Source organism: uncultured Plantibacter sp., assembly GCF_963518075.1.
Taxonomy (GTDB): domain Bacteria; phylum Actinomycetota; class Actinomycetes; order Actinomycetales; family Microbacteriaceae; genus Plantibacter; species Plantibacter flavus_A.
In genome coordinates this window covers 60,954-85,295 of record NZ_CAUQHZ010000002.1, presented here as the reverse complement: position 1 = coordinate 85,295, position 24,342 = coordinate 60,954, and the positions used below count along the sequence as shown (strand labels likewise).

Genomic DNA, 24,342 nt, shown 5'->3' with positions numbered 1-24,342 from the left:
CCGCCGCCTGTGAGCCTAGCCGTCGTGCGAGGGGTCGGGGCGTGGTGCTGAGGCTCTATGCTGGTTCCGAGACGGCGTCCAATAATTCGTCCGACGCCGCCACCGGGCCCTCAGCACCCGGTCGATCGTCTTCTGGAGTCCCTGTGCCCGCATCCCCCTCCCCTGCCCGTCGGCGCCCGGCGTCCTCGCGTCGTCCGTTGCACATCGCCGCGGCGCTCGTTCCGCTCGCGGTCCTGCTCGCGGCGTGTGCACCGGGGACGCCGGCCGCGTCGAGCACGCCGAAGGCCGGTGGGACCCTCGTGTACGCCAGCGGGGACGCCGAGCCCACGTGTCTCGATCCGCATGTCGGCGGCAACTACCCACAGGCCCTGTTGAGTGCGCAGTTCCTCGAGCCGCTCGTCTCGCGAGACGCCAAGGGCGAGATCATCCCGTGGCTCGCCGAGTCCTGGACGACGTCGGAGGACGGTCTGACCTGGGAGTTCACCCTGCGGTCGGACGTGACCTTCACCGACGGCACCCCGTTCGACGCGGCGGCGGTCAAGGCGAACATCGAGCACCTGCAGGACCCGGCGACGAAGTCGTCCACGGGTTACCTCGCGGTGGGCAAGGTCGCGTCGGTCGAGGCGGTCGACGCCACGACGGCCCGGTTCACGCTCTCCGCTCCCGACAGCGCGCTCCTGGAGTCGTTGTCGCAGCCGTGGACGGCGATGGAGTCCCCGACGGGGATCGCCCGCGGTGAAGCGGCGAACTGCGACGCTCCGGTCGGTACCGGGCCGTTCGTCATCGACGAGTGGGTGAAGCAGGACCACGTCTCGCTCGTCCGGAACGACGCCTACGACTCGGCACCGGGTGATGCCGCGAACGACGGTCCGGCGTACCTCGACGGCATCACGTGGCGCTTCATCCCCGACTCCGCGTCGCGCTTCGCGGCGCTGCAGAGCGGCGACGTCGACATCATCGACAACGCGCAGCCCGACACGATCGCGCAGGCGAAGGACTCGAAGACGATCGTCGATCTGGACGCACCACGTCCTGGCGCCTCGAACCGCATCGAGCTCAACGCGGGACAGGCGCCGTTCGACGACCAGCGCGTGCGTGAGGCCTTCGTGCGGTCGACGGACGTGAACGCCGGCATCGAGTCCCTGTTCTTCGGCACGGCGAAGCGTTCCTACTCGCCGCTGTCGAGTGCGGAGGCGACCGCCTACTCTGACGAGAGCCTGTTCGGCTACGACCTCGATGCGGCCAACAAGCTCCTGGACGAGGCCGGCTGGACCGAGAAGGACGAGGACGGCGTGCGGACGAAGGACGGCGTCCGGCTGACCGTGCGGTTCCCGGTCAGCACGAACCAGTCGATCCCGGCCGAACAGTCGCTCTTCGAGCAGATCCAGGCCGGAGCCGGTGACGCCGGCTTCGACGTGCAGCTGGAGCTGCTCGACCTGTCGAGCTGGTACGAGGCGCTCGGCTCCAACGCCTACGAGGCCGTCAGCGCTCCGTACACGAAGGTGGGACCGGACGTGCTCCGCGTGCTCTACGACTCCTCGGGCATCGTTCCGGCGCCGAGCGGCTACTTCGCGAACCACGCCCAGCTGGACGACCCCGCGCTCGACGAGATCCTGAAGCAGGCGAGCGACACCCTCGATCCCGAGGAGCGGGCGTTCCTCTACGAGCAGGCGCAGCAGATCATCCTCGACGGCTACTACATCCTGCCGCTCTACGACCAGCAGAACCACTTCCTGCTGAGCACCTCGCTGCAGGGCGTCCGCGCACTGCCGACGGTGTCGACGCCGGTCTTCGGGGACGCCTGGCTCGTGGAGTGAGCTCCATCGGCCGCTCGGGACGCGACCTCCGCCGCCTGGCCGGGCGGATCGGGGCGCGTCTGGCCGGTGCGGTGTTCGTGCTCTGGGCGGTCGCGACGGTCACCTTCTTCGCCGTCCGGCTGATCCCCGGCGATCCGGCGCAGGCCTATCTCGGTGGCCCCGGCTCCCAGGCCTCGGCGGAAGCGCTCGAGCGGGTGCGCGAGCAGTACGGCCTGGACCAGCCGCTCCTCGTGCAGTACCTGGCGCAACTGGTCCGACTGGTCCAGGGGGATCTCGGCGAGTCGGCGTCCCTCCGCACGCCGGTTGCCCAGGTGCTCGGCGAACAGCTCGGCGGCACGCTGGTGCTGGCGACGGCGTCGCTCGCCGTCGCCTGGCTCCTGGCGCTCGGCCTCGCGGTCTGGTCGACCCGGGGTGGGCGAGTGTCAGCGGCCCTCGGATCGGCCGTCGAGCTCGTGGCGGCGTCGCTCCCCCAGTTCTGGCTCGCGACCGTCCTCATCACACTCTTCAGCACCTGGCTCGGATGGCTCCCTCCGGTGAGCACGGGTGATGCGGTCGGTCTCATCCTCCCGGTGCTGACCCTGGCCATCCCGGTCGCCGGGTTCCTGGCCCAGGTGATGCGGGAACCGTTGCTCGACGCGGGGAGCGCACCGTTCGCCGTCTCCGCAGCCGCCCGTGGTGAATCGACCACCGGCCTCCTGCTGAGGCACGGCCTACGCCACGCCGCCGTGCCCGCGGTGAACCTGTCGGGATGGGCCTTCGGGTACCTCATCAGCGGCGCGGTGGTGGTGGAGACCATCTTCGCCCGGCCCGGTCTCGGACGGACACTGCTCCAAGCGGTGACCGTCCGTGATGTCCCGGTGGTCACCGGCGTGGTGTTGAGCTCGGCGGTGGCCTACGTCGTCGTCATGTTCGTCGCGGACCTCGCGGCGGAGCTGCTCGACCCACGCGACCGGATCCGGCGGTCCGGCTCATGAGCGGGCTCGCGATCACCCCGACATCCGGAAGCCCCGACGCCCGGGTCCGCCGCGGACGGCGCCGCTCGTCGGGATTCGGCGCACCCGAGATCGTCGCGGCCGTGGTGGTGCTGTTCCTGCTCGGCTGTGCGCTCGCCCCCCAGCTGTTCGCGACAGCGTCACCGACGGCGGTCGACCCGCGGGCCGCGTTTTCGCCGCCCTCCCTCGCGCACTGGTTCGGCACGGACGAGTCCGGTCGCGACGTCTGGAGCCGGGTCGTGCACGGTGCGGGGACCTCGCTCCTCATCGGCGTCGCCGCGACGGCCATCGGACTGATCCTCGGAGCGGTCCTCGCGACGATCGCCGCAGTCGGCGGCCGGATCGCGGACTTCGCCGTGGGACGCGTCCTCGAGGTGCTCTTCGCGTTCCCCGGCCTGTTGCTCGCGCTCCTCGTGATCGTCATCGCGGGGCCCGGCCCCGTCACGGCGACGATCGCGGTCGGCCTGTCGACTGCGTCGGGCTACGCGCGCCTCATCCGCGGTCAATTGCTCCAGGTCCGCTCCTCCGACTTCGTCGAGGCCGCGCGAGTGCTCGGGCACGGGCCGGCCCGGATCCTGTTCCGACACATCCTCCCGAACGCCGTCGCCCCGCTGTTCGTCCTCGCGACCCTCGGCATCGGACAGGCGGTCGTCTGGGCGTCCGCCCTGAGCTACCTCGGGCTCGGGGCGCAACCACCCGCGCCGGAGTGGGGTGCCATGCTCGCCGCAGCACGCACCTACCTCGCGACGGCGTGGTGGCTCACGGCGTTCCCGGGTCTGATGATCGTCGCGACCGCTCTGTCCACCACGGTCCTCGGCCGGGGTCTCCAGCGCCGATCTCGGGAGGACGGCCGATGAGCGACTCCGCGCCACTGCTCCAGGTGGAAGCACTGACGGTCGGATTCGGCAGTGGGGACGCCGTCGTCTCCGGCGTCTCCTTCCAGGTCGAGCGCGGCACCTGCGTCGCGATCGTCGGCGAGTCGGGCTCCGGCAAGAGCGTGACCGCCAGATCGCTCCTGGGCCTCGCCGGCGCATCGGCGCGGGTGACGGCCGCTCGACTCGACTTCGACGGCACCGATCTCCGCGGACTCGGAGCATCGGCCTGGCGACGCCTGCGCGGGCGTCGCATCGGACTCGTCCTCCAGGACGCGCTGGTGTCGCTCGACCCCCTGCGACCGATCGGCCGCGAGATCGACGACGCACTCCGACTCGGCACCGACCTCGACCGGACCGCCCGCACCCGGCGGGTGCTCGAACTCCTCGAATCCGTCGGCATGCCCGACCCGGCTTCGCGCATCGGCCAACGTTCCGGTGAACTCTCCGGCGGACTCCGTCAGCGCGCGCTCATCGCATCGGCGATCGCATTGGCCCCCGACCTCCTCATCGCCGACGAACCGACGACCGCGCTCGACGTCACCGTCCAAGCACGTGTCATCGGCCTCCTCGACGACGTCAAGCGGCGCGGGGCGGGCCTCCTCCTGATCAGCCACGACCTCGCCGTCGTCTCGTCGATCGCCGACCACCTCGTCGTGATGCAGCACGGTGTCGTCGTCGAGCAGGGGCCGGCCGAGCAGGTGCTGACCAGGCCGACACACCCGTACACCCGAGCCCTCATCGCCGCGGTCCCCACCGACCGCGCTCGAGGGACGCGCCTCAGCGCAGACCAGCCGGTCGACGCGGCCCCGGTGGCCGAACAGCCGACGACGCGCACCCGTCCGACGACGCAGACCGGATCGGATGCACCAGCGCTGGAGTTCCGATCCGTCACCCGGAGCTTCGAGCGTGGCCGGAGCGCCTCGCCGATCGTGGCGGTCGACGAGGTCTCGCTCCGCCTGGAACCGGGGACGACCCTGGGCGTGGTCGGCGAGTCCGGTTCGGGCAAGACCACCCTCGCCCGCATCGCACTCGGTCTCACCGCACCGCAGTCGGGAGCCGTGCTCTTCGAGGGCGAACCGTGGTCGGAGCTCCCCGAGCGAGCGCGTCGTCCACGACGGAACCGTCTGGGCTGGGTCTCGCAGGATCCGCTGAGCTCGTTCGACCCACGCTGGCGCGTCGACGCCATCCTCGCCGACGCCGTTCGTGGACGCGCGGCCGCACCTCGCGACATCAGCCGTCTCCTCGCGGACGTCGGCCTCGATCCCTCGCTGGCCCGCGCTCGCCCGCGGACGCTCTCCGGCGGGCAACGGCAACGCGTGGCGATCGCCCGGGCACTCGCGAGTCGACCGTCGACGCTCATCCTCGACGAACCCGTCTCCGCGCTCGACGTCACCGTCCAGGCCAGGATCCTGGACCTCCTCGACGAGCTGCAGCGACGCCACGGCCTCAGCTACCTGCTGATCTCCCACGACCTCGGCGTCATCCGCCACATGAGCGACCGCGTCGCCGTGATGCAGCACGGGCGGGTCGTCGAGCATGGCGACGCCGAGCAGGTCTTCACCGCCCCGGCCCACCCCTACACCGCCCGACTGGCAGCCGACGCTCCGCGCCTCATCGCGCCGGGTGCGGCATCAGGGAGCGACGCGGTCTGAGTCCGGCGTCGGGATCCGGTCGAGCACCGCCTGGACGACGGGCGCGAGGGTCTCGGCGTACACCCAGCTCAGGTGGTGGTGATCGCGGTACGCGAGGACACCGCCGATCACCGGCGAGCACCGATCGGACGCGCACAGGGCGTCCGAGAGGTCGACGGCACGGACCCGTGGGTCGGTGCTCGCGAGGGCGGCCTCGTACTGCGGATCCTCCGAGAGCGCGTCGCTCCGGTCCCGGGCGCACCCGTCCTCCGGAGCAGCGTCGTCGCGGACGCACTCCAGCACGTCGTCCGCCATCGTCGGGGTGTCGCGCAGGACGACGATCTGCTCGATCGTCTCGGGCACGAGCGCCCAGCGCTCCGCATAGGCTTCCGCAGCCACCTCCCGCCAGTCGCGGTCCCCCTCGGCGACGACCGGGTTCCGGGCGCGCGCCGAGACGACGAGCGTGTCGATCCCCGGCTCGTGCCGCAGCAGCTCGAGGGCGTCGCGGTTCCAGCTCAGGCACCCGGCGCGCATCTCGGCGAGCACCGCCGCGCTCGTCCCGGGCTCCGTGCGCTCGGCGTCGCTGAACGGGCAGGAGCTCTTCGCCGCGACGAGGAGCCGCCACCCGTTCGTCTCGGCAGCCGTCGCGAACGCCGGCAACCACTGCTCGGCGTGCGAGTCCCCGATGAGCGCCACCGTCCTCGTCGCCTGCTCCGCGCCGGCGCCGTAAGCGCAGACCTCGAACGCGGCGGCTCGGATGCCGGTGATGCAGCGGTCCGGCGGCAGGTCGGCCAGCGACGCGTCGGGAATGACGACCCCGCGGGTCTCATCCCCGGGAGACGCCGAGGAACCGTCGCGCGAGGTCTCGCCACCGGAGCCTTCCCTGCCGTCCGATGACGCTCCGTCGTCCCGCGGACACGCTGCCGCATCGACGAGCTCTGCGGCACCGAGGCAGTTCGACGGGGTCGCGACCAGGGTCTCGATGCGCTGCTGTTCGGCCGCGACGCGTGCCTCGGCACCGGGGAGCACCCCGATCGAGGCGATCGACAGGACGCTCATCGCGAGGGCGGTCGCGCCGATGACCCGTCGTGGCCGCCAAGCTGCGACACGCCCGAACCGGATCGGGCGCTCCACGAACCGCGTCGTCACCTCCGCCAGGACGCCGGTGATGACGAGGAGGACGAGCTGCTCGGGGACCGTGGCCGAACGACCGAGCACGATCCCGCCGAACACGATGAGGGGCCAGTGCCAGAGGTAGACCGCGTAGGAGCGGTCGCCGAGCCACTGGATCGGCGACCGGGCGAGCAGTGCGGTCGGCGACCACCGGACGTCCGGGGCCCAGGCCGCCATCACGGCGATCGTCCCGCCCACCGGCAGCGCCGCGGTCAACGCCGGGAAGGGTGTCTCCCCCGAATACCAGACGGCAGCCGCCCCGATCGCGGCGAAGCCGAGCCAGGCGACGACCGTGCGCCCACCCGCCCGCAGCCCCCAGCCGCGCCGGGCCCCCTCGGCGACCATGATCGCCGTCAGTCCCCCGGCGGCGAACTCCCAGGCCCTCGTCGTCGTCGCGAAGTAGGCCGGAGACGGGTCCTGCGCGGTGAAGACGACCGACCAGGCGGCCGACGCGATGCAGACGAGTCCGATCGCGATCGCGACGCCCCGACGCCGCACCGTCGGCGCAGCCGAGCGACGGGCGACCCGCACGGCGAGCCAGCCGGCGCCGAGGACCAGGATCGGCCAGACGAGGTAGAACTGCTCCTCGACTGACAGCGACCAGAAGTGCTGCACCGGCGACGGAGCGTCCTCCGCCGCGAGGTAGTCGATCGCGGATCCGGCGAGCGCCCAGTTCTCGATGTACAGGGCCGACCACGCGATCTCGCGCAGGAACCGGGGCAGGTCCCCGAGCGGCGCGAGGTACCAGCTCGCGACGAAGGTCGCGGTGAGGACGGTGAGTGCGGCGGGGAGCAGCCGTCGTGCGCGCCGGGCCCAGAACCGCCCGAGTCGGACCGAACCGGATCGCTCGACCTCGTCGAGGAGGTGCGCCGTGATGAGGAACCCGGAGATCGCGAAGAACACGTCGACGCCGACGAACCCGCCCGGTATGAGCCCCGGCCAGAGATGGAACACCACGACGAGCGAGACCGCCACGGCACGAAGGCCCTGGAGGTCGGCTCTGACGGGTCCGGTGACGGCTCTGGTCGACACGGTCCGATGCTATCGGCGGAGGATGGCGGTCGGCGGTCCGGCGACCTCCCGGTCCCCTGCGATAGCATGGGATGTTCCCACACACTCAGGCACGCAGACACGGTGCCGCACATATCAGCAGGAGATCGCCTCATGACCGCTGCCAGCATCCCGGACAAGCCGGCCCTCGAAGGTCTCGAGCAGAAGTGGGGCTCCTCCTGGGAGTCCGCGGGGACCTACCGGTTCGAGCGCGACGGCGCCACGCGTGAGTGCATCTACTCGATCGACACCCCGCCGCCGACCGCATCCGGCTCCCTGCACATCGGTCACGTCTTCAGCTACACGCACACCGACGTGATCGCCCGCTACCAGCGGATGACCGGCAAGCGCGTCTTCTACCCCATGGGCTGGGACGACAACGGCCTCCCGACCGAACGCCGCGTCCAGAACTACTACGGCGTCCGGTGCGACCCGACACTCCCCTACGACGCTGACTTCACCCCGCCGTTCGAGGGTGGCGACAACAAGAGCACGAAGGCCGCCGATCAGATCCCGATCTCGCGTCGCAACTTCATCGAGCTGTGCGAGCGCCTCACCGTCGAGGACGAGCAGCAGTTCGAGGCCGTCTGGCGTGCGCTCGGCCTCTCCGTGGACTGGACGCAGAGCTACCGCACCATCGGCGACGAGTCGATCACGGCGAGCCAGCTCGCGTTCCTGCGCAACCTGGACCGCGGCGAGGCCTACCAGGCCATGGCGCCGACCCTCTGGGACATCACCTTCCGCACGGCGGTCGCCCAGGCGGAGCTCGAGGACAAGGAGCAGCCGGGCACCTACCGTCGGCTCTCCTTCCACCGCCCGGACGGCGGCACCATCGAGATCGAGACCACACGGCCGGAGCTCCTCCCCGCCTGCGTCGCCCTCGTCGCCCACCCCGACGACGAGCGCTTCAAGCCGCTGTTCGGCACGACCGTGACCACGCCGGTGTTCGGCGTCGAGGTACCCGTGCTCGCCCACCACCTCGCCCAGCCCGACAAGGGCGCCGGCATCGCGATGGTGTGCACCTTCGGTGACATCACCGACATCGTGTGGTGGCGCGAACTCGACCTCCCCAACCGCGCGATCCTCGGCTTCGACGGCCGCGTCATCTCGGAGGCCCCTGAGGCGATCACCTCCGAAGCCGGTCTCGAGGCGTACGCGCAGCTCGCCGGGAAGACCGTCTTCAGCGCCAAGCAGACCGTCGTCGACCTCCTCGCAGCCTCGGGCGACCTGATCGGCGAGCCGAAGCAGATCACCCACCCGGTGAAGTTCTTCGAGAAGGGCGACAAGCCGCTCGAGATCGTCTCGACCCGCCAGTGGTACATCCGCAACGGCGCCCGCGACGAACAGCTCCGCAGCCGCCTCCTCGAACTCGGCTCGGAGCTCGAGTGGCACCCCGACTTCATGCGCGTGCGCTACGAGAACTGGGTCGGTGGTCTGTCCGGCGACTGGCTGATCTCCCGCCAGCGCTTCTTCGGTGTGCCGATCCCCCTCTGGTACCCGCTCGACGCCGACGGCAACCCGGTCTACGACCAGCCGATCGCGCCGGACCACGCCGCTCTGCCCGTCGATCCCTCCAGCGATGCCGCACCCGGTTACGACGAGTCGCAGCGCGGCGTCCCCGGTGGGTTCATGGGCGAGGTCGACGTCATGGACACCTGGGCCACGTCGAGCCTCACCCCGCAGCTCGCGGGCGGCTGGGAGCGCGACCCCGAGCTCTGGGATCTCGTGTTCCCGTACTCGCTGCGCCCGCAGGGTCAGGACATCATCCGCACCTGGCTGTTCTCCACCATGCTCCGCAGCGTCCTCGAGTACGACCGGAAGCCGTGGGAGCACGCCTCCGTGTCCGGCTTCATCGTCGACCCCGACCGCAAGAAGATGTCGAAGTCGAAGGGCAACGTCGTCACGCCGGCGGCCATGCTCGAACAGCACGGTTCGGACGCCGTCCGGTACTGGGCTGCCTCGAGCCGTCTCGGCACCGACGCCGCCTTCGACCCGCAGAACCCGACGCAGATCAAGATCGGCCGACGCCTGGCGATCAAGGTGCTCAACGCCTCGAAGTTCATCCTCGGGTTCACCGGTCGTGAAGACGCCCCGGTGACGGAGGCCGTCGACCTCGCCATGCTGAGCGTCCTCCGCAAGACCGTCGCCGACGCCAGCAGTGCGCTGGCCGGTTACGACCACGCGCGCGCGCTCGAGCTCACCGAAGCGTTCTTCTGGACGTTCTGCGACGACTACCTCGAGCTCGTCAAGGAGCGGGCCTACGGCGAGGAGAGCCCTGAGCAGGCTTCGGCGGTGGCCGCGCTGCGGATCGCGCTCTCGACCCTGCTCCGCCTGTTCGCCCCGTTCATCCCGTTCGCGGCCGAGGAAGCCTGGTCTTGGACGCACGACGGCTCCGTGCACCGTGCCAGCTGGCCCACCGACGAGGAGTTCGCAGGACTCGCAGCGGGCGAACCGCAGGTGTTGCAGCTCGCGAGCGAGGCACTCACGGGCATCCGGCGCGCGAAGACCGACGCCAAGGCGTCCCAGAAGACCCCGGTGGACTCCGCGGTCATCGCCGGACCCGCCGCATCGATCGAGCTGCTCGCGCTCGTCGCAGACGACCTCCGCGCCGTCGGACGCATCGAGTCCCTCGAGTTCCGCACCGCCGATGTCCTGTCGGTCGGCGACATCGTCTTCGCCCCGGCGGCCGACGCCGAGGAGGCACGCGCATGAGCGTCACCATCCGTCCCGCCGTCGAGAGCGACCTGTTCGCGTGGCACGCGCTGTACTCCGGCTACGGGGAGTTCTACGGCAACCCCCTGACCGACGAGAAGGCCGTCCTCGTGTGGGGCTGGCTCAGCGACCCGACCCACCCGTTGACCGCGCTCGTCGCGGAGGACGCACAGGGCGCCCTCGTCGGCCTCGCTCACTATCGGGTGTTCCCCCGTGCCCTCGCCGGCGGGACCGGGCTCTACCTCGACGACCTCTTCGTCGCCGAGGACGCCCGCACCGGAGGAGTCGGCACCGCGCTGATCGAGCACGTCCGCGACCTCGCGAAGGCGGACGGCCACAGCGTCGTACGGTGGATCACCGCCGCCGACAACGAGCGCGCCCAGGCTGTGTACGACAAACTGGCGACCCGCACGAGCTGGGTCACCTACGACCTGGAGCCGTGATGCAACTCGGGACCCGCTGGGCCGTCGGCGCCAAGCCACCGGAGAACGTGCCGACGCCGGTGCAGACGGCCATCGCCGCCGAGGAGCAGGAGTTGCTCGCGCAGGGCGTGGACGCATCCTCGTGGCGCTGGACCCTCACCTGGCTCGAACGCCGACCCGTCGTCGAGCTCGACGACGGTACGACCATCCGTCAGCACGCGGACGGTTCCGTCAGCCTCACCCGGCCGGACGACGACCACGACGACGACGAGGACTGAGCCTCCTCCCCGGCACGCTGGATAGGGTGAGGTATGGAATCACACACGAATCCGTTCCTCCAGCCGAGCACACTCCCCTATCAGCTGCCGCCGTTCGGCGAGATCCGCGAGGAACACTTCCGCCCCGCCTTCACAGCCGGGTTCGCGCAGCAACTCGACGAGATCGCGGCGATCACCGCGCAGGACGACGCGCCGACCTTCGAGAACACGCTGATCCCGCTCGAACGGAGCGGCGCGATCCTCAGGCGGGTCGCAGCGGTCTTCTTCAATCAGAGTTCGGCGGACAGCTCCGCGTTCACCAATGCACTCGAGGAGGAGCTCGCGCCACAGCTGGCCGCCCACGAGGACGCGATCAGGCTCGACCCCGCGCTGTACGCGCGGATCGCGGCGGTCCACGCACGTCTCGACGACCTCCAGCTGTCGGCCGAGGCGGCCTACCTGGTCCGACGCGTGTACAGCGAACACACGCTCGCGGGCGCCGGTCTCGACGCCGAGGAGAAGCAGCGGCTCTCCGACCTCAATCTCCGCCTCTCGACGCTGACCACCCGGTTCGAGAAGCAGCTCCTGGCCGACACCAACGACCTCGCCGTCCACCTCACCGATGCCGCTGAGCTCGACGGGCTGAGTGCGGGCGAGATCTCCGCCGCGGCCCAGGCGGCCGCCGAACGAGGTCTCGACGGATGGCTCATCACCCTCGTCCTCCCGACCGGCCATCCGGCGCTGTCGTCGTTGACGCACCGCGGCGTCCGCGAGCGGATCATGACGGCCTCCCGTGCCCGCGGCACGCACGGCGGACCGAACGACAACCGTGACCTCGTGCTCGAGATCACCCGCCTCCGAGCCGAGCGCGCCGCACTCCTGGGGTTCCCGTCGCACGCGGCGGTGGTCACCGCGGACCAGACCGCGGGGACCCCGGAGGCCGTCGCAGCGCTCCTCTCCCGTCTGGCGATCCCCGCTGCCCGCAACGCGGATCGGGAACAGCGCGAGCTCGAGCGGGTCACCGGCCTCGAGACCGTCGAAGCATGGGATTGGCCGTTCGCGACCGAAGAGGTCAGGATCGACCGGTTCGACGTCGACACCAGCGTGATGCGCCCGTACTTCGAAGCGGAGCGGGTCCTGTTCGACGGGGTGTTCGCCGCTGCGACCAAGCTCTACGGCATCACCTTCGCCGAACGGACCGATCTCCGGGGCTATCACCCCGACGTCCGTGTCTTCGAGGTCTGGAACGAGGACGGCTCCGGCCTCGGCCTGTACCTCCTCGACTTGTACACCCGCGACAGCAAGCGCGGCGGCGCCTGGATGAACGCGCTCATCTCCCAGAACCGCCTGCTCGACCAGCCCACCGTCGTGGTCAACAACCTGAACGTCCCGAAGCCGGCCGAGCGCGAACCCACCCTGCTGAGCCTCGACGAGGTCACGACCTTCTTCCACGAGTTCGGCCACGCGCTGCACGGCCTTTTCGCGGAGGTCGAGTACCCGCGGTTCTCCGGTACGAACGTGTTCCGGGACTTCGTCGAGTTCCCGAGCCAGGTGAACGAGATGTGGATGCTGTGGCCCGAGGTGCTCGCCGGCTACGCCAGGCACGTCGAGACCGGTGAGCCGATGCCGCAGGAACTGGTGGCGAAGCTCCAGGCGTCCGAGGGGTTCAACGAGGGCTTCTCAACGAGCGAGTACCTCGCTGCGGCGATGCTCGACCAGGCGTGGCACAGCATCGGTGCGGATGACCGCATCGACGATGTGGAGGCCTTCGAGGCGGCGGCGCTCCGATCCGCCGGACTCGACAATCCGGCCGTCCCGCCCCGGTACGCGAGCACGTACTTCGCCCACACCTTCTCGGGTGGATACGACGCCGGCTACTACTCCTACATCTGGAGCGAGGTGCTCGACGCCGACACCGTCGACTGGTTCACGGAGAACGGCGGACTGACGAGGGAGAACGGCGACCGCTTCCGCACCAAGCTCCTCGGGGTCGGCGGTTCGAAGGATCCGCTGGAGGCCTACCGCGACTTCCGAGGGCGCGACGCGGTCCTCGAGCCGCTCCTCCGACGCCGCGGGCTCGAGGACTGAACGACGAAGCCCCCCGCAGCTACTCCGGAGGATCCGGGGCGCTGCGGCGGGCTGTCCACCGCTGGGTGTCGTCTAGGCCGACTTCTCCTGGCGGCGAGCCGCGCGCGGGACGATCGTCGGGGCCGCGTTCTCGACGACGGACTCCCGGGTGATGACCACGCGAGCGACCTCGTCGGTGGAGGGCACCTCGAACATGATCGGCCCGAGCACCTCTTCCATGATGGCTCGGAGCCCTCGGGCACCGGTCTTGCGGAGGACGGCGAGGTCGGCGATCGCTTCGAGTGCCGCCTGGTCGAACTCCAGCTCGACGCCGTCGATCTCGAACATGCGCTGGTACTGACGCACGAGCGCGTTCTTCGGGACCGTGAGGATCTCCATGAGCGCGTGCTGGTCGAGCGGTGTGACCGTCGTGACGACCGGCAGGCGACCGATGAACTCGGGGATGAGGCCGAACTTGTGGAGGTCTTCCGGCAGGACCTCGCCGAAGAGGTTCACGTCGTCGCCCTTGCTGTGCAGGGGTGCGCCGAAGCCGATGCCCTTCTTGCCCGCGCGGGAGGAGATGATCTCCTCCAGGCCGGCGAAGGCGCCGGCCACGATGAACAGGACGTTCGTCGTGTCGATCTGGATGAACTCCTGGTGTGGGTGCTTCCGGCCGCCCTGCGGGGGTACCGAGGCGACGGTGCCCTCGAGGATCTTGAGGAGCGCCTGCTGGACGCCCTCACCGGAGACGTCGCGCGTGATGGAGGGGTTCTCCGCCTTACGGGCGATCTTGTCGACCTCGTCGATGTAGATGATGCCGGTCTCCGCGCGCTTGACGTCGTAGTCGGCGGCCTGGATGAGCTTGAGGAGGATGTTCTCGACGTCCTCGCCGACGTAGCCGGCCTCGGTCAATGCGGTCGCATCGGCGACGGCGAAGGGGACGTTGAGTCGCTTCGCGAGGGTCTGCGCGAGATAGGTCTTGCCGCAGCCCGTCGGGCCGATGAGGAGGATGTTGCTCTTCGCGATCTCGATGTCGTCGTGCACCGTCTCGGCGGGAGCGAGCGTGGCACGGGAGCGGACGCGCTTGTAGTGGTTGTACACCGCGACCGAGAGCGCCTTCTTCGCGGCCTCCTGGCCGATGACGTACTCCTCGAGGAAGGCGAAGATCTCCTTCGGCTTCGGGAGGTCGAACTCGCTCACCGTCTCCTCGCTCGCTTCGGCGAGTCGCTCGGCGATGATCTCGTTGCACAACTCGACGCACTCGTCGCAGATGTACACGCCGGGACCAGCGATCAGCTGCTGGACCTGCTTCTGGCTCTTGCCGCAGAACGAGCACTTGAGCAGATCGGCGCTTTCGCCTATCCGTGCCATGTCTTTCCCTCTCCCTGGAGATTCGGTGCTCCGAGCCTAACCTGTCCGTGCGACAACTCGGCGCGCCACCCCGCTGGGATGACGCGCCGAGTCGTGAGCACGGGAACCGGGTCAGGCCGTGATGGCCGCGATCGGGTTCTTCCGTGAGGTGAGCACCTGGTCGATGAGGCCGTACTCGAGCGCCTCGGCGGCCGAGAGGATCTTGTCGCGGTCGATGTCCTTGTTGACCTGCTCCACCGAACGGTTGGAGTGGTGGGCCAGGGTCGACTCGAGCCAGCCGCGCATGCGGAGGATCTCGGCCGCCTGGATCTCGATGTCCGAAGCCTGTCCGTGGCCGGCCTCGCCGACGGCGGGCTGGTGGATCAGGATGCGGGCGTTCGGGAGCGCCAGGCGCTTACCCGGCGTACCGGCGGCGGTGAGCACGGCAGCGGCGGAGGCCGCCTGTCCGAGGACCACCGTCATGACGTGCGGACGGATGTACTGCATCGTGTCGTAGATCGCCGTCATCGCGGTGAACGAGCCACCGGGCGAGTTGATGTACATGACGATGTCGCGGTCGGGGTCCATGCTCTCGAGCACGAGCAGCTGGGCCATGATGTCGTCGGCCGATGCGTCGTCGACCTGCACGCCGAGGAAGATGATGCGGTCCTCGAAGAGCTTCGCGTACGGGTCCTGGCGCTTGTAGCCGTAGGCCGTGCGCTCTTCGAAGCTCGGGAGGATGTAGCGAGCACCCGGCATCTGCAGCGAGCGGCCCGCCGCACTGAACGTTGGAGTCTCCATGTGTTGCATTCCTGTCTGGTCGAAGCCGGGTTACTTGTCGCTGTCGACGGTTCCGCCGCCGCCGGCCACGTCGAGCGCGGACTCACGGAGGTGGTCGACGAAACCGTATTCGAGCGCCTCTTCGGCGTTGAACCAACGGTCGCGGTCGCCATCGGCGTTGATCTGCTCGACGCTCTTGCCGGTCTGTGCCGCGGTGATCTCGGCGAGACGGCGCTTCATGTCGAGGATGAGCTGCGCCTGGGTCTGGATGTCGCTCGACGTCCCGCCGAATCCGCCGTGCGGCTGGTGGAGGAGCACGCGGGCGTTCGGGGTGATGTAGCGCTTGCCCTTGGTGCCGGCCGTGAGGAGGAGCTGACCCATCGACGCGGCCATGCCGATACCGACCGTGACGATGTCGTTCGGCACGAACTGCATGGTGTCGTAGATGGCCATGCCGGCCGTGATGGAGCCACCGGGCGAGTTGATGTAGAGGTAGATGTCGCGCTTCGGGTCGTCCGCGGCGAGCAGCAGCAGCTTGGCCGCGATCTCGTTCGCGTTCTCGTCGCGGACCTCGGCGCCCAGCCAGATGATCCGGTCCTTCAGCAGGCGGTCAAAGACACTGGGCGAGAACTGTGGTTCGGCCATTATCGCTCCGTTTCGGTTGTGCAGTGGTTCGAATCTATCGGAGGCGACGCACCACCAACGCCCTGTTCGCCCTCGGCAGACTCCCGGGCGGCGGGGTTCGCCGGAGGCGGACGGCGAGCGGACGGACCGCGCGACCGCCGGGTCTCAGCGGAGCGGATCCGTCTCGAGTTCGTCGGCGTAGGCGCGGACGGACCGGTGGTAGCGCGGGAGGTGCGGCACAAGGGCACGGAGGGCGACCGCGGTCGCTCGGCGCGGGTCCCCCGAGCTGGCGAGCGCCAGTGCCAGGAAGGCCGCGGTCGCGTCCGCGTACGGACCGGTCGGATCGTCCGCGAGCTGCTGTTCGAGCAGATCGACGCTCTCAGCGGTCCGGCCGAGGTTACGGAGCGTGCTGGCCAGTTGGATGATCGCCTGCGGACGGTGCTCCTCGTCGAGCCCGGCTTCGAGGGCGGCGCGGTAGAAGACCTCGGCCTCGACCTCGTGGCCGGCGGAGTCGCGTGCACCGGCGGCCTGGAACGCGGCACGGGCGTCACCCGCCGGACGCTCCGCGACCAGCGCGTCGATGGCCGCGATGCGCTGCTCGTCGTCGATGGTCTCGTCGGCCCAGACGGCTGCGACCCGTTCGTCCCAGCCGGTTGGTTCGATCGTCGTCATCATTGCTCCCATTCGGCTGATGTGTCCGGAGACGACGACAGGGGCGGAATCGCTTCCGCCCCTGTCGTCACTGCTGGTTGCTGTCCTACTCGGCAGCGGCCTCGTCGGCAGCGGCCTTCTTGGCCGGTGCCTTCTTGGCGGGCGCCTTCTTCGCAGGTGCCTTCTTGGCGGCGGCCTTCTTCGGCTCGGCCTCGACCGGAGCCTCGTCGGCGGCGTCCTCGGCCGGAGCCTCGGTCGTCTCGTCGGCTGCAGTCTCGGTGGCGGCGTCCTCGTCCTCGACCACGGCGACGAAGTCGCTCAGGTCGACGGGCTTGCCGTTGGAGTCGACGACCTCGGCCTTGCCGAGCGCGATGGCGATGGCCTTGTTGCGGGCGACCTCGCCGACCATGGCTGGGATCTGACCCTGCTGGCCGAGTGCCTCGATGAATTCACCGGGTTCCATGCCGTACTGCGACGCGCTCTGGATGAGGTATTCGGTGAGCTCGTTCTGGTTCACCTGGACGTTGAGCGACTCGGCGAGGGCGTCGAGGAGGAGCTGCGTGCGCAGTGCCTTCTCGCTGGACTCGGTGACCTCGGCGCGGTGCTCGTCGTCCTCGAGGCGGTTCTCGCCCTCGAGGTGACGGTGCACCTCGTCCTCGATGACGCTCTCGGGCACGGGGATCTGCGCGGCCTCGAGCATGGCGTCGACGAGCGCGGTGCGTGCGTCGCGGCCCTGGGTGATGACCTGCTGGCGCTCGACGACCTCACGCAGCTGCGCCTTGAACTCGTCGATGGTGTCGAACTCGCTCGCGATCTGAGCGAAGTCGTCGTCGGCCTCGGGGAGCTCGCGCTCCTTGACGGCGGTCAGGGTGACGGTGACCTCGGCGTCCTCGCCCTCGTGCTCGCCACCGAGCAGCGGCGAGGTGAAGGTGGTGGTCTCACCGGCGGTGAGGGAGTCGAGTGCCTCGTCGATGCCGGTGAGCAGCTCGCCCGAACCGATCTCGTAGGAGACGCCGCTCGCGCGGTCGACCTCGGCGTCGTTGATCTTGGCGACCAGGTCGAGCTGGGCGAAGTCGCCCGTCTTGGCCGGGCGGTCGACGGTCACGAGCGTGCCGAAGCGCGCGCGGATGCGGTCGAGCTCGTCCTGGACGTCGGCTTCGCCGGCTTCCTGGGCGTCGACGGTGAGCTTGAGGCCCTCGTAGTCGGGAAGCGTGATCTCGGGACGGACGTCGACCTCGATGTTCACGAGCAGGTCGCCGGAGAAGTCCTTCTCGTTCGGCCACTCGACGATGTCGGCCTGCGGGCGGCCGAGCGGACGGAGTTCGTTCTCCTCGAGTGCCTTGCGGAAGAAGCCGTCGAGGCCCTCGTTGACGGCGTGCTCGATCACGGCGCCCTTGCCGACGCGCTGGTCGATGATCGCCGGTGGCACCTTGCCCTTACGGAAGCCGGGGACGTTGATGTCCTCGGCGATGTGTCCGTAGGCGTGGGTGATGCTCGGCTTGAGCTCCTCGGGCGTCACCGCGATGGCGAGCTTGACGCGAGTGGGGCTCAGCTTCTCGACCGTGGTCTTCACGTGATTACTTCTCCTGTGTCGGGGATTCTGCCTCAGTTGAGGACGCAAAACGGAGTCGGGGCGACAGGATTCGAACCTGCGACCTCCCGGTCCCAAACCGGGCGCTCTACCAAGCTGAGCTACGCCCCGGATCGGCGACAATCCGGCCAGCCGGCCCGACCGACGAGCGGTGGGCGAAATGGCCTCGGTCAGTCTAGCCCAGAATCTGTGCGGCCCCTGTGCGGTTCCCGGGGCGGAACCGGCCTCGGCACACGTGGCTGCACGGATGGGCGCTCGGGATGCAGTAGCATTACCGGGTGAGTTCGTCGCAGTGCGGCGCCTCGGGGATGTAGCTCAATGGTAGAGCCTCAGTCTTCCAAACTGATTACGCGGGTTCGATTCCCGTCATCCCCTCTCAATACATCAGAACCAGGCGGCGGCGCGAAAGCAGGCGCGACGGTTCGGTCATCGCACAGGGCCTTCCTGACGTCACACCCTTCGACAGGCTCGTCGCACTCTTCGACAGGCTCAGGGGGCGAAGCGTCCCGAGCGAACCTCTCCCGGTCGCTGAGCCTGTCGAAGTGCCCACGAGGACGCCTTGTCGTTCCGAGGTCAGAACGGAGCAGGGTCCGGTTCTGTGCGGTGGTGTTTCCCGTCGGGTGTCGTCCACTCGAGCACCCCACCGGGACCATGATCGAGGTTCCAACCCGGCAGGTGCTTCATCCGGTGGTGATGTCGACACAGGCACGCGAGATTGCCGACATCCGTCGTCCCGCCGTCTTCCCACGCGACGGAATGGTCGAGATCGCACGCTCTGGCTCGCCTCCCGCAGCCCGGTGCGCGACAGGTGCCGTCCCGGAGGCGCACCGCGCGTTGCAGGTCGGCCGGGACCCGGTACTGGTTCCGCCCGACGGACAGCACGGATCCCGTTTCCGGCTGGACCAGGATCCGGGTGAAGCTCGGAGCGTTCACCGCGATGCGTGCTGCGGTCTCGGGGTCGATGGGCCCGTAGCCGTCGAGGGTGGCCGGGGCGTCCGAGACACCGGCCATGCTCAGTGCCGGGACCGTGATCTGCACGGTCGGCTTGATGTGCTCCTGCACCTCGATCGGGTGCGGGAGGACCGCGCTGGACATGACGTCGTCGGGTGTGACGCCGGTGAGTGCGAGCGCCGCGAGCGCGTCGGCCTGGAGTTGTCCGCAGGTGCGGGTGTCACCGGCCTTGCGCGATTCCGCAGCTGCCGTCTCGACCCGCTCGATGATGCCTTGCGCGATCGGTGCCGTGGTGAACAGGTGCACCCACGCCATGCCGTCGGCGGCAGGTTCGAACTCGACCCGGCGGTCAGCCTCCGAACGGGTTGCGCGCGCGGTGATCGATTCCGGGTGGAGGCGCTCGCGCAGAACGCGGGCACGCTTCCGGAGGTACGCATTGGTGGATTGTTCGGCGACCGGCAGGACCTCGGCGAGGAACACCGCTCGCCCTGCGGTCGGGACGTCGCAGAGCTGGTCCGTGATGGTCTGCGCATGCCGGGCGGAGATACGACCGGCCTCAAGTGAGGCAAGCACAGTCGGCGCTTCGTTCACGAGCAGTTCGGCATCGTTGGTCGCACGCTGAACCGTCCGTTCCGGCGTCCGTGTCGCCATCGCGAGCGCCGCACAGGTCGACCGGCGGGAGAGGGCCTGACGTTCAGCCGGCGGGAAGATCGCCGGAACCGCGACGTCTGCGAAGGCGTCCGCGTAAGCGGCAGAGCGGGCGAGCAGCCGGGCCTCCTCGGCGTCCAGAGCAGCACGCCGACGCTGGATGTCCGCATAGTGGTCCGAGAACTCCGCGAGGCGTGCGGCGTGCTCGTCGCTCGCGCGGATCGCGGTGATGGTGGTCTCGGTCATGGGACAAGTCCACCATGGACCACTGACATTCCAGATGCCGAGTGAGGGTGACTGTGGAAGTTGTTCGTGTGCCCTTCGACAAGCTCAGGGACCGGAGGACGCGCGCCGGATTCGTGAGGTTCCCCGCATGCCCTTCGACAAGCTCTGGACCGGAGGGAGGGCGCCGGATTCGTGAGGTTCTCCGCATGCCCTTCGACAGGCTCAGGGACCGGAGGAGGTCCCCCAGGGACCGGAGGTGGTCATCGGGGTCGGGAGGGAGACCACCGGAGCGGGGAGGTCGCTCGTGTGCCGTTCGAGGGGTCGAAGCGCGGGGAGGACGGAGCACGGGATGCGCGACGGCCTAGGCTGAGCGCATGCGACTCGACGCGATCTGGCCCCACATCTGGACGGTGGCCGGCGCGCTCGTCTTCTTCATCGGGGTGTACGCGCTCGCGACCGGACGACTCGGCGTCGGCCTCATCTGCATGATCGGCTGCGTCGTCTGCCTGTCCGGCTCGCTCGCCGCGCAGCGTCGCCTCAAGAAGCGCGACGCACGCCGCCGCTAATCCTCGTCGACGGCTGCGGCGTGGACCGCTCTGAGCGCGACGTAGTGCGCTGCGTTCTGCCGGATCGCCTCCTGCTCGTCGGCCGTCAACTCCCGCCGCACCTTGGCCGGGACCCCCGCGACGAGCGAACCGGGCGGCACGATCATGCCCTCGAGGACCACGGCTCCCCCGGCGACGAGCGACCCGGCACCGATCACGGCTCCGCTCAGGACCACGGAACCCATACCGATGAGGCAGTCGTCCTCGACGGTGCAGCCGTGGACGACCGCGTTGTGTCCGACGGAGACGTTGCGCCCGATGACCGTCGGGTGGCCGCTGTCCGTGTGCACGGCGACCCCGTCCTGGATGTTGGACCCGGCGCCGAGCGTGATCGAGTCGGAGTCCGCACGCAGGACGGCGTTGTACCAGACGCTCGAATCCGCGGCGAGCGCGACGGCCCCCACCAGCACGGATCCCGGCGCCGTGTAGGCGCTCGGATCGATGCGGGGCGAGCGTCCGTCTGAGAGTTTCCTGACCGAACCGTGCAGCGTCATACCGGCCACGCTATCGCAGGCGGCTCCGACGGACGGGAACCCGCGTCGTTCCGGGGTGAATCGCCGGTACGGTCAGGCTTTCCTTGCTGAGTGCACCCTTCGTAAGCCGAGCCTCGACTTCCTTGCGGAATGTCTGCGGCTGAGTACCGTTGCATTCAAGCAGACCGACGAATCCGTCCGACCAGGGCCTCACTCGTCAACGAAGGGGAAACACCATGACCGACATCACCACCTCCATTCCGCAGGCCGTCGCCAACCCGGACGTCGCAGCAGGCACCGCGCAGTTCCTCAGCCCCGTCGTCGTCGACCTCACCGCCATCGTCGTCAACGGCAAGCAGGCCCACTGGCACGTGCGTGGTGCGAACTTCATCGGGGTCCACGAACTGCTCGACGACATCGTCGACCACGCGCAGGAGTGGGCCGACCTCGCCGCGGAGCGCATCGTCGCCCTCGGCCTCCCGGTCGACGCACGCCTCAGCACCGTCGCCGCGAAGACCAGCACGCCCGAGCTGAGCGAGGGCTTCCAGCAGTCCGACCGCACCATCGCCGAGGTCATCGCCCTCATCGACGCAGCGTCCGCCTCGGTCAACACCGCGGTCGACGAGCTCGACGAGCTCGACCAGACCAGCCAGGACATCGCGATCGAGATCGCCCGCGGCCTCGACAAGGACCGCTGGTTCCTCTTCGCCCACCTCAGCCGCTAGCAACCGGGCGGATCACCCGCAGCATCACGGCCGAAGGGGCAGTCGATCGTGGCTGCCCCTTCGTCGTGTTCCCGCGGACCGAGCAGCGTCACGCCCCCGGGCCGGGCCTCACGGCTGCCGTCAGGCGCCCACCCAGCATCGTCGCCAGGACCGGCATGGTGCGCAGGGCCTCCGGCGCGCAGGAGAACGGGTCGAACCCCACGACGACGAGGTCGGCGGGGCGGCCGACGGCCACCACGTCGTCGTCTCCTCTGGTCGACGCCGCCAGCGCCTCCTCGACCGTGATGGCCTGCTCGCCGTGCCAGGCCTCGCGTCCATCGCGGCTGCGCGTCACGGCGGCGGCGATGGAGACCCACGGGTCGAGCGGAGCGACCGGGGCGTCGGAACCGAGTCGGAGCGTTGCACCGGCGTCGAGGAGGCTGCGGAGCACGAAGGCACGGTCGGTGCGCCCGGCCCAGTGGACCTCGGCGATGTCCCGATCGTCCATCGCGTGTTCCGGCTGGACGCTCGCAGCCGTTCCGGTCCGCGCGAACCGCGCGAGGTCCGACGCCCGGAGGAGCTGCGCGTGCTCGATCGTGCCCTTCGCGCCGGTCGTCTCGATCGCGTCGAGCGCCAGGGTGTTGGCTCGGTCGCCGATGGCGTGCACCGCACAGTGGAGGCCGTTGGCGGTCGCAAGGGTGAGCAATGCGGTGAGTCGCTCCGGCGGGACGTTGAGCATCCCGTGCGCGTCGGTTCCAGGAGCCGAACCCGGATAGGGCGCGTCGCAGCAAGCCGTCCGGGTGTTGAGGGATCCGTCGGTGATGACCTTGAACGGGCCGACCTGCACCAAACCGTCCGTTCCGGCGAGTACTCCCCCGGTCACGAGCCCGGCGTCGATCGCGCGCTCGAGGTGCTCGGCGTACACACCGAAGGAGATGCGCAGCGCGCGAGTCCCGTTCCCGACCCGACGGATCCAGTCCGCGGCGTTCCAGCGCATCTCCAGGTCGACGACACCGACGACGCCGCGGGACGCCGCCTGGTCGGCTGCGGCGTCGACCCAGCGGTCGGAGAGCTCGTCGGCGACCTGGTCGAGCTGCTTGAGGACGGCGAACGACTCCTCCTCCCGCAACAGGCCGGTGGGATGGTCGGCGAAGCCCGTGGCCCGGAGCGCCGCGCTGTTCAGCCAGCAGCAGTGGAGGTCGGCGCTGACCAGCACGACCTCGCGATCCGGTGCGATCGCGTCCAGCAGGGCGAACGTGGGCGTGTCCGGCCAGAGGGCGTCCCGGAACCTCGCGCCCTCGACCCAGCCGTCACCGTCGGCCTCCTGAGCGATCCGCTCGGCGACCAACTCGACCGCCTCGGCGGCGGATGCGGCCGAGGACAGGTCAACGCGCCTGGCCGTGCGCGCCCACTGGGTGAAGTGCACGTGGTGGTCCCAGAGCCCCGGCAGGAGGAAGCCACCACCACCGTCCAACACCCCCGGGTCGGAGCTGAGCAGGACCTCGGGATCGGCGGGTCGGATCGCCACGATCGAGCCGCCCTCCAGCAGGACGTCGACCCGTTCGGCATCGGACGAGCCTCCGCGGCGCGGTCCGGACAAGTGGACGTCGGCGATCGTCGTGACGAGGTCGCCGACGGGTCCAGGGCGGTGCTCGGTCATCACATCGGTCCTCGTCGGTTCGGCAGGCGGGTTCGGTTCAGCGCTGACAGTTCGGGCACCAGTACAGCTTGCGGGCGCCCATCTCCTCGAGGAGGATGTTCGTCCCGCAGACCCGGCACGGAAGCCCCTCCCGCTTGTAGACCCAGTGGCGATCGGCGCGGTTGGCCATCGCGAGGCGGTAGTCGGCCGCCGACAGGTCGTCCATCGTCATCATCTGTCCGGTCTCGACCCCGATCGCGAGCAAGCGCGTCCAGTCGAGCCAGATCTCGCGGAGCGTCTCGACGGGGACCGTCTTCCCGGTGCGGTGCGGATCGAGACGGGCGCGGAACAGCAGTTCGGCGCGGTAGACGTTGCCGATCCCGCTGATGATCTGCTGATCCATGAGGAGCAGGCCGATCGGGGAACCCTTGCGGTGTGCACGCGACACGAACCGTTCCCCCGCCTCCGCGCTCGGGTCGAGCAGTGGATCCGGTCCGAGCCGATCGATGACGGCCTGCACCCCGGCGGCGTCGATCACCTCGCAGGCGGTCGGCCCGCGGAGGTCTGCCACGGTCGTCTCGGTCAACAGCCGCACGCGCACCTGACCCACCGGTTCGGGTGGGAACCGCTCGTCGATCTCGGCGAGTGGACTCGACTGCTCGGACATCCGGACCCTGGCCCGGCGCGGTGCACCGATGCTGTGCAGGGAGTTCTCCCCGTCCGCATCGTGGATCGGCGCATCGTCGTCGTCGAGCACCGTGCCGCGCTGGTTCGTCTGCCCCATGCGGCCGTTCGAGGCGGCGATGGTCGGGTCCGACCGGATCTCACCGGCGAAGTCCCACGCGCCGTACAGACCGAGGTGCACCCGCAACCACAGTCCGTCGTCGAACTCGAGGAACATCTGCTTGCCCACGGCCTTGGCGTCGGTGACCGTCCGGCCGTCGAGCACGGCGGCACCCTCGGCGAAGCGCCCCTGGGGAGAGGACACGGAGACCCGGTGGCCGACGAAGTTCTGAGCGAACTGTCGGGCGATGCGATGGACGGAGTGCCCCTCGGGCATGGTGACTCCTCACTCGGTGGGCGACGCGATCCGGCGCGCCGCGCG

At 69.6% G+C, this 24,342-nt stretch carries 20 protein-coding genes and 2 tRNA genes; 11 read left to right on the top strand and 11 right to left on the bottom strand.

Going from position 1 to position 24,342, the window contains the following annotated elements; translation table 11 throughout:
• The first annotated feature begins 143 nt into the window (after positions 1 to 143).
• The 4 genes from RWN05_RS04145 to RWN05_RS04130 are packed head-to-tail and all read left to right on the top strand — an operon-like array spanning position 144 to position 5,336.
• Positions 144 to 1,817, top strand: coding sequence for an ABC transporter substrate-binding protein (locus RWN05_RS04145; protein WP_399542872.1), 1,674 nt, complete (start codon positions 144 to 146; stop codon positions 1,815 to 1,817).
• Positions 1,814 to 2,791, top strand: a complete 978-nt coding sequence (locus tag RWN05_RS04140; RefSeq protein ID WP_399542871.1) for an ABC transporter permease — start codon at positions 1,814 to 1,816, stop codon at positions 2,789 to 2,791. The genes RWN05_RS04145 and RWN05_RS04140 overlap by 4 nt, the downstream gene beginning before the upstream one ends.
• Positions 2,788 to 3,666 carry an ABC transporter permease gene (locus RWN05_RS04135; protein WP_314138665.1) on the top strand — a complete coding sequence of 293 codons (879 nt, stop codon included), beginning with the start codon at positions 2,788 to 2,790 and terminating at the stop codon, positions 3,664 to 3,666. The genes RWN05_RS04140 and RWN05_RS04135 overlap by 4 nt, the downstream gene beginning before the upstream one ends.
• Entirely contained in the window at positions 3,663 to 5,336 is a 1,674-nt protein-coding gene (locus RWN05_RS04130; protein ID WP_314138663.1) for an ABC transporter ATP-binding protein, read from the top strand. Before RWN05_RS04135 ends, RWN05_RS04130 begins: the two co-directional genes overlap by 4 nt.
• Here the strand turns inward: RWN05_RS04130 and RWN05_RS04125 are convergent.
• On the bottom strand, positions 5,316 to 7,520 hold the full coding sequence (locus RWN05_RS04125) for an acyltransferase family protein (protein ID WP_314138661.1): 2,205 nt from the start codon (positions 7,518 to 7,520) through the stop codon (positions 5,316 to 5,318). The genes RWN05_RS04130 and RWN05_RS04125 overlap by 21 nt on opposite strands.
• 132 nt (positions 7,521 to 7,652) lie before the next feature.
• Here RWN05_RS04125 and valS point away from each other — a divergent pair, with 132 nt between their 5' ends.
• The 4 genes from valS to RWN05_RS04105 are packed head-to-tail and all read left to right on the top strand — an operon-like array spanning position 7,653 to position 13,017.
• Positions 7,653 to 10,250, top strand: a complete 2,598-nt coding sequence (gene valS, locus RWN05_RS04120) for a valine--tRNA ligase (RefSeq protein WP_314138659.1) — start codon at positions 7,653 to 7,655, stop codon at positions 10,248 to 10,250.
• Positions 10,247 to 10,693 (top strand): GNAT family N-acetyltransferase, encoded by a 447-nt coding sequence (locus RWN05_RS04115; protein ID WP_064295157.1) that lies wholly within the window; start codon positions 10,247 to 10,249, stop codon positions 10,691 to 10,693. The genes valS and RWN05_RS04115 overlap by 4 nt, the downstream gene beginning before the upstream one ends.
• A complete protein-coding gene (locus RWN05_RS04110) occupies positions 10,693 to 10,950 on the top strand; it encodes a hypothetical protein (protein WP_079002311.1) in 258 nt (85 codons plus the stop codon). The genes RWN05_RS04115 and RWN05_RS04110 overlap by 1 nt, the downstream gene beginning before the upstream one ends.
• Positions 10,951 to 10,983: 33 nt before the next feature.
• Entirely contained in the window at positions 10,984 to 13,017 is a 2,034-nt protein-coding gene (locus tag RWN05_RS04105) for a M3 family metallopeptidase (protein ID WP_314138658.1), read from the top strand.
• A 72-nt stretch (positions 13,018 to 13,089) separates the two neighbouring features.
• On the opposite strand, the gene clpX is transcribed toward RWN05_RS04105, so the two are convergent.
• The 6 genes from clpX to RWN05_RS04075 form a co-directional block, all read right to left on the bottom strand.
• Positions 13,090 to 14,367: an ATP-dependent Clp protease ATP-binding subunit ClpX gene (clpX, locus tag RWN05_RS04100; protein ID WP_064295154.1), complete on the bottom strand. Its 1,278-nt coding sequence runs from the start codon at positions 14,365 to 14,367 to the stop codon at positions 13,090 to 13,092.
• A 111-nt stretch (positions 14,368 to 14,478) separates the two neighbouring features.
• Complete coding sequence (locus RWN05_RS04095; protein WP_071260849.1) at positions 14,479 to 15,147, bottom strand: ATP-dependent Clp protease proteolytic subunit; 669 nt, start codon at positions 15,145 to 15,147, stop codon at positions 14,479 to 14,481.
• 30 nt (positions 15,148 to 15,177) lie between these two features.
• A complete protein-coding gene (locus RWN05_RS04090; RefSeq protein ID WP_056006680.1) occupies positions 15,178 to 15,771 on the bottom strand; it encodes an ATP-dependent Clp protease proteolytic subunit in 594 nt (197 codons plus the stop codon).
• 144 nt (positions 15,772 to 15,915) lie between these two features.
• Positions 15,916 to 16,422: a tetratricopeptide repeat protein gene (locus RWN05_RS04085; RefSeq protein WP_314138654.1), complete on the bottom strand. Its 507-nt coding sequence runs from the start codon at positions 16,420 to 16,422 to the stop codon at positions 15,916 to 15,918.
• Positions 16,423 to 16,507: 85 nt separating this feature from the next.
• Complete coding sequence (gene tig, locus RWN05_RS04080; protein ID WP_071260850.1) at positions 16,508 to 17,974, bottom strand: trigger factor; 1,467 nt, start codon at positions 17,972 to 17,974, stop codon at positions 16,508 to 16,510.
• 55 nt (positions 17,975 to 18,029) lie between these two features.
• Positions 18,030 to 18,103 (bottom strand) — tRNA-Pro (locus tag RWN05_RS04075).
• A 193-nt stretch (positions 18,104 to 18,296) separates the two neighbouring features.
• Here RWN05_RS04075 and RWN05_RS04070 point away from each other — a divergent pair.
• Positions 18,297 to 18,367 (top strand) — tRNA-Gly (locus RWN05_RS04070).
• Positions 18,368 to 18,565: 198 nt separating this feature from the next.
• Here the strand turns inward: RWN05_RS04070 and RWN05_RS04065 are convergent.
• Entirely contained in the window at positions 18,566 to 19,837 is a 1,272-nt protein-coding gene (locus tag RWN05_RS04065; protein ID WP_314138651.1) for a DUF222 domain-containing protein, read from the bottom strand.
• A 353-nt stretch (positions 19,838 to 20,190) separates the two neighbouring features.
• Here RWN05_RS04065 and RWN05_RS04060 point away from each other — a divergent pair, with 353 nt between their 5' ends.
• Positions 20,191 to 20,382, top strand: a complete 192-nt coding sequence (locus RWN05_RS04060) for a hypothetical protein (RefSeq protein WP_079002307.1) — start codon at positions 20,191 to 20,193, stop codon at positions 20,380 to 20,382.
• Here RWN05_RS04060 and RWN05_RS04055 read toward each other — a convergent pair.
• Positions 20,379 to 20,915, bottom strand: a complete 537-nt coding sequence (locus RWN05_RS04055) for a gamma carbonic anhydrase family protein (protein WP_314138649.1) — start codon at positions 20,913 to 20,915, stop codon at positions 20,379 to 20,381. The genes RWN05_RS04060 and RWN05_RS04055 overlap by 4 nt on opposite strands.
• Positions 20,916 to 21,130: 215 nt before the next feature.
• Here RWN05_RS04055 and RWN05_RS04050 point away from each other — a divergent pair, with 215 nt between their 5' ends.
• Positions 21,131 to 21,619, top strand: a complete 489-nt coding sequence (locus tag RWN05_RS04050) for a Dps family protein (RefSeq protein WP_064295149.1) — start codon at positions 21,131 to 21,133, stop codon at positions 21,617 to 21,619.
• Positions 21,620 to 21,707: 88 nt separating this feature from the next.
• Here the strand turns inward: RWN05_RS04050 and RWN05_RS04045 are convergent, their stop codons facing one another.
• Positions 21,708 to 23,258 (bottom strand): amidohydrolase family protein, encoded by a 1,551-nt coding sequence (locus tag RWN05_RS04045; protein WP_314138647.1) that lies wholly within the window; start codon positions 23,256 to 23,258, stop codon positions 21,708 to 21,710.
• A gap of 37 nt (positions 23,259 to 23,295) precedes the next feature.
• Complete coding sequence (locus RWN05_RS04040; protein ID WP_085510674.1) at positions 23,296 to 24,297, bottom strand: Fpg/Nei family DNA glycosylase; 1,002 nt, start codon at positions 24,295 to 24,297, stop codon at positions 23,296 to 23,298.
• Positions 24,298 to 24,342: the final 45 nt, after the last annotated feature.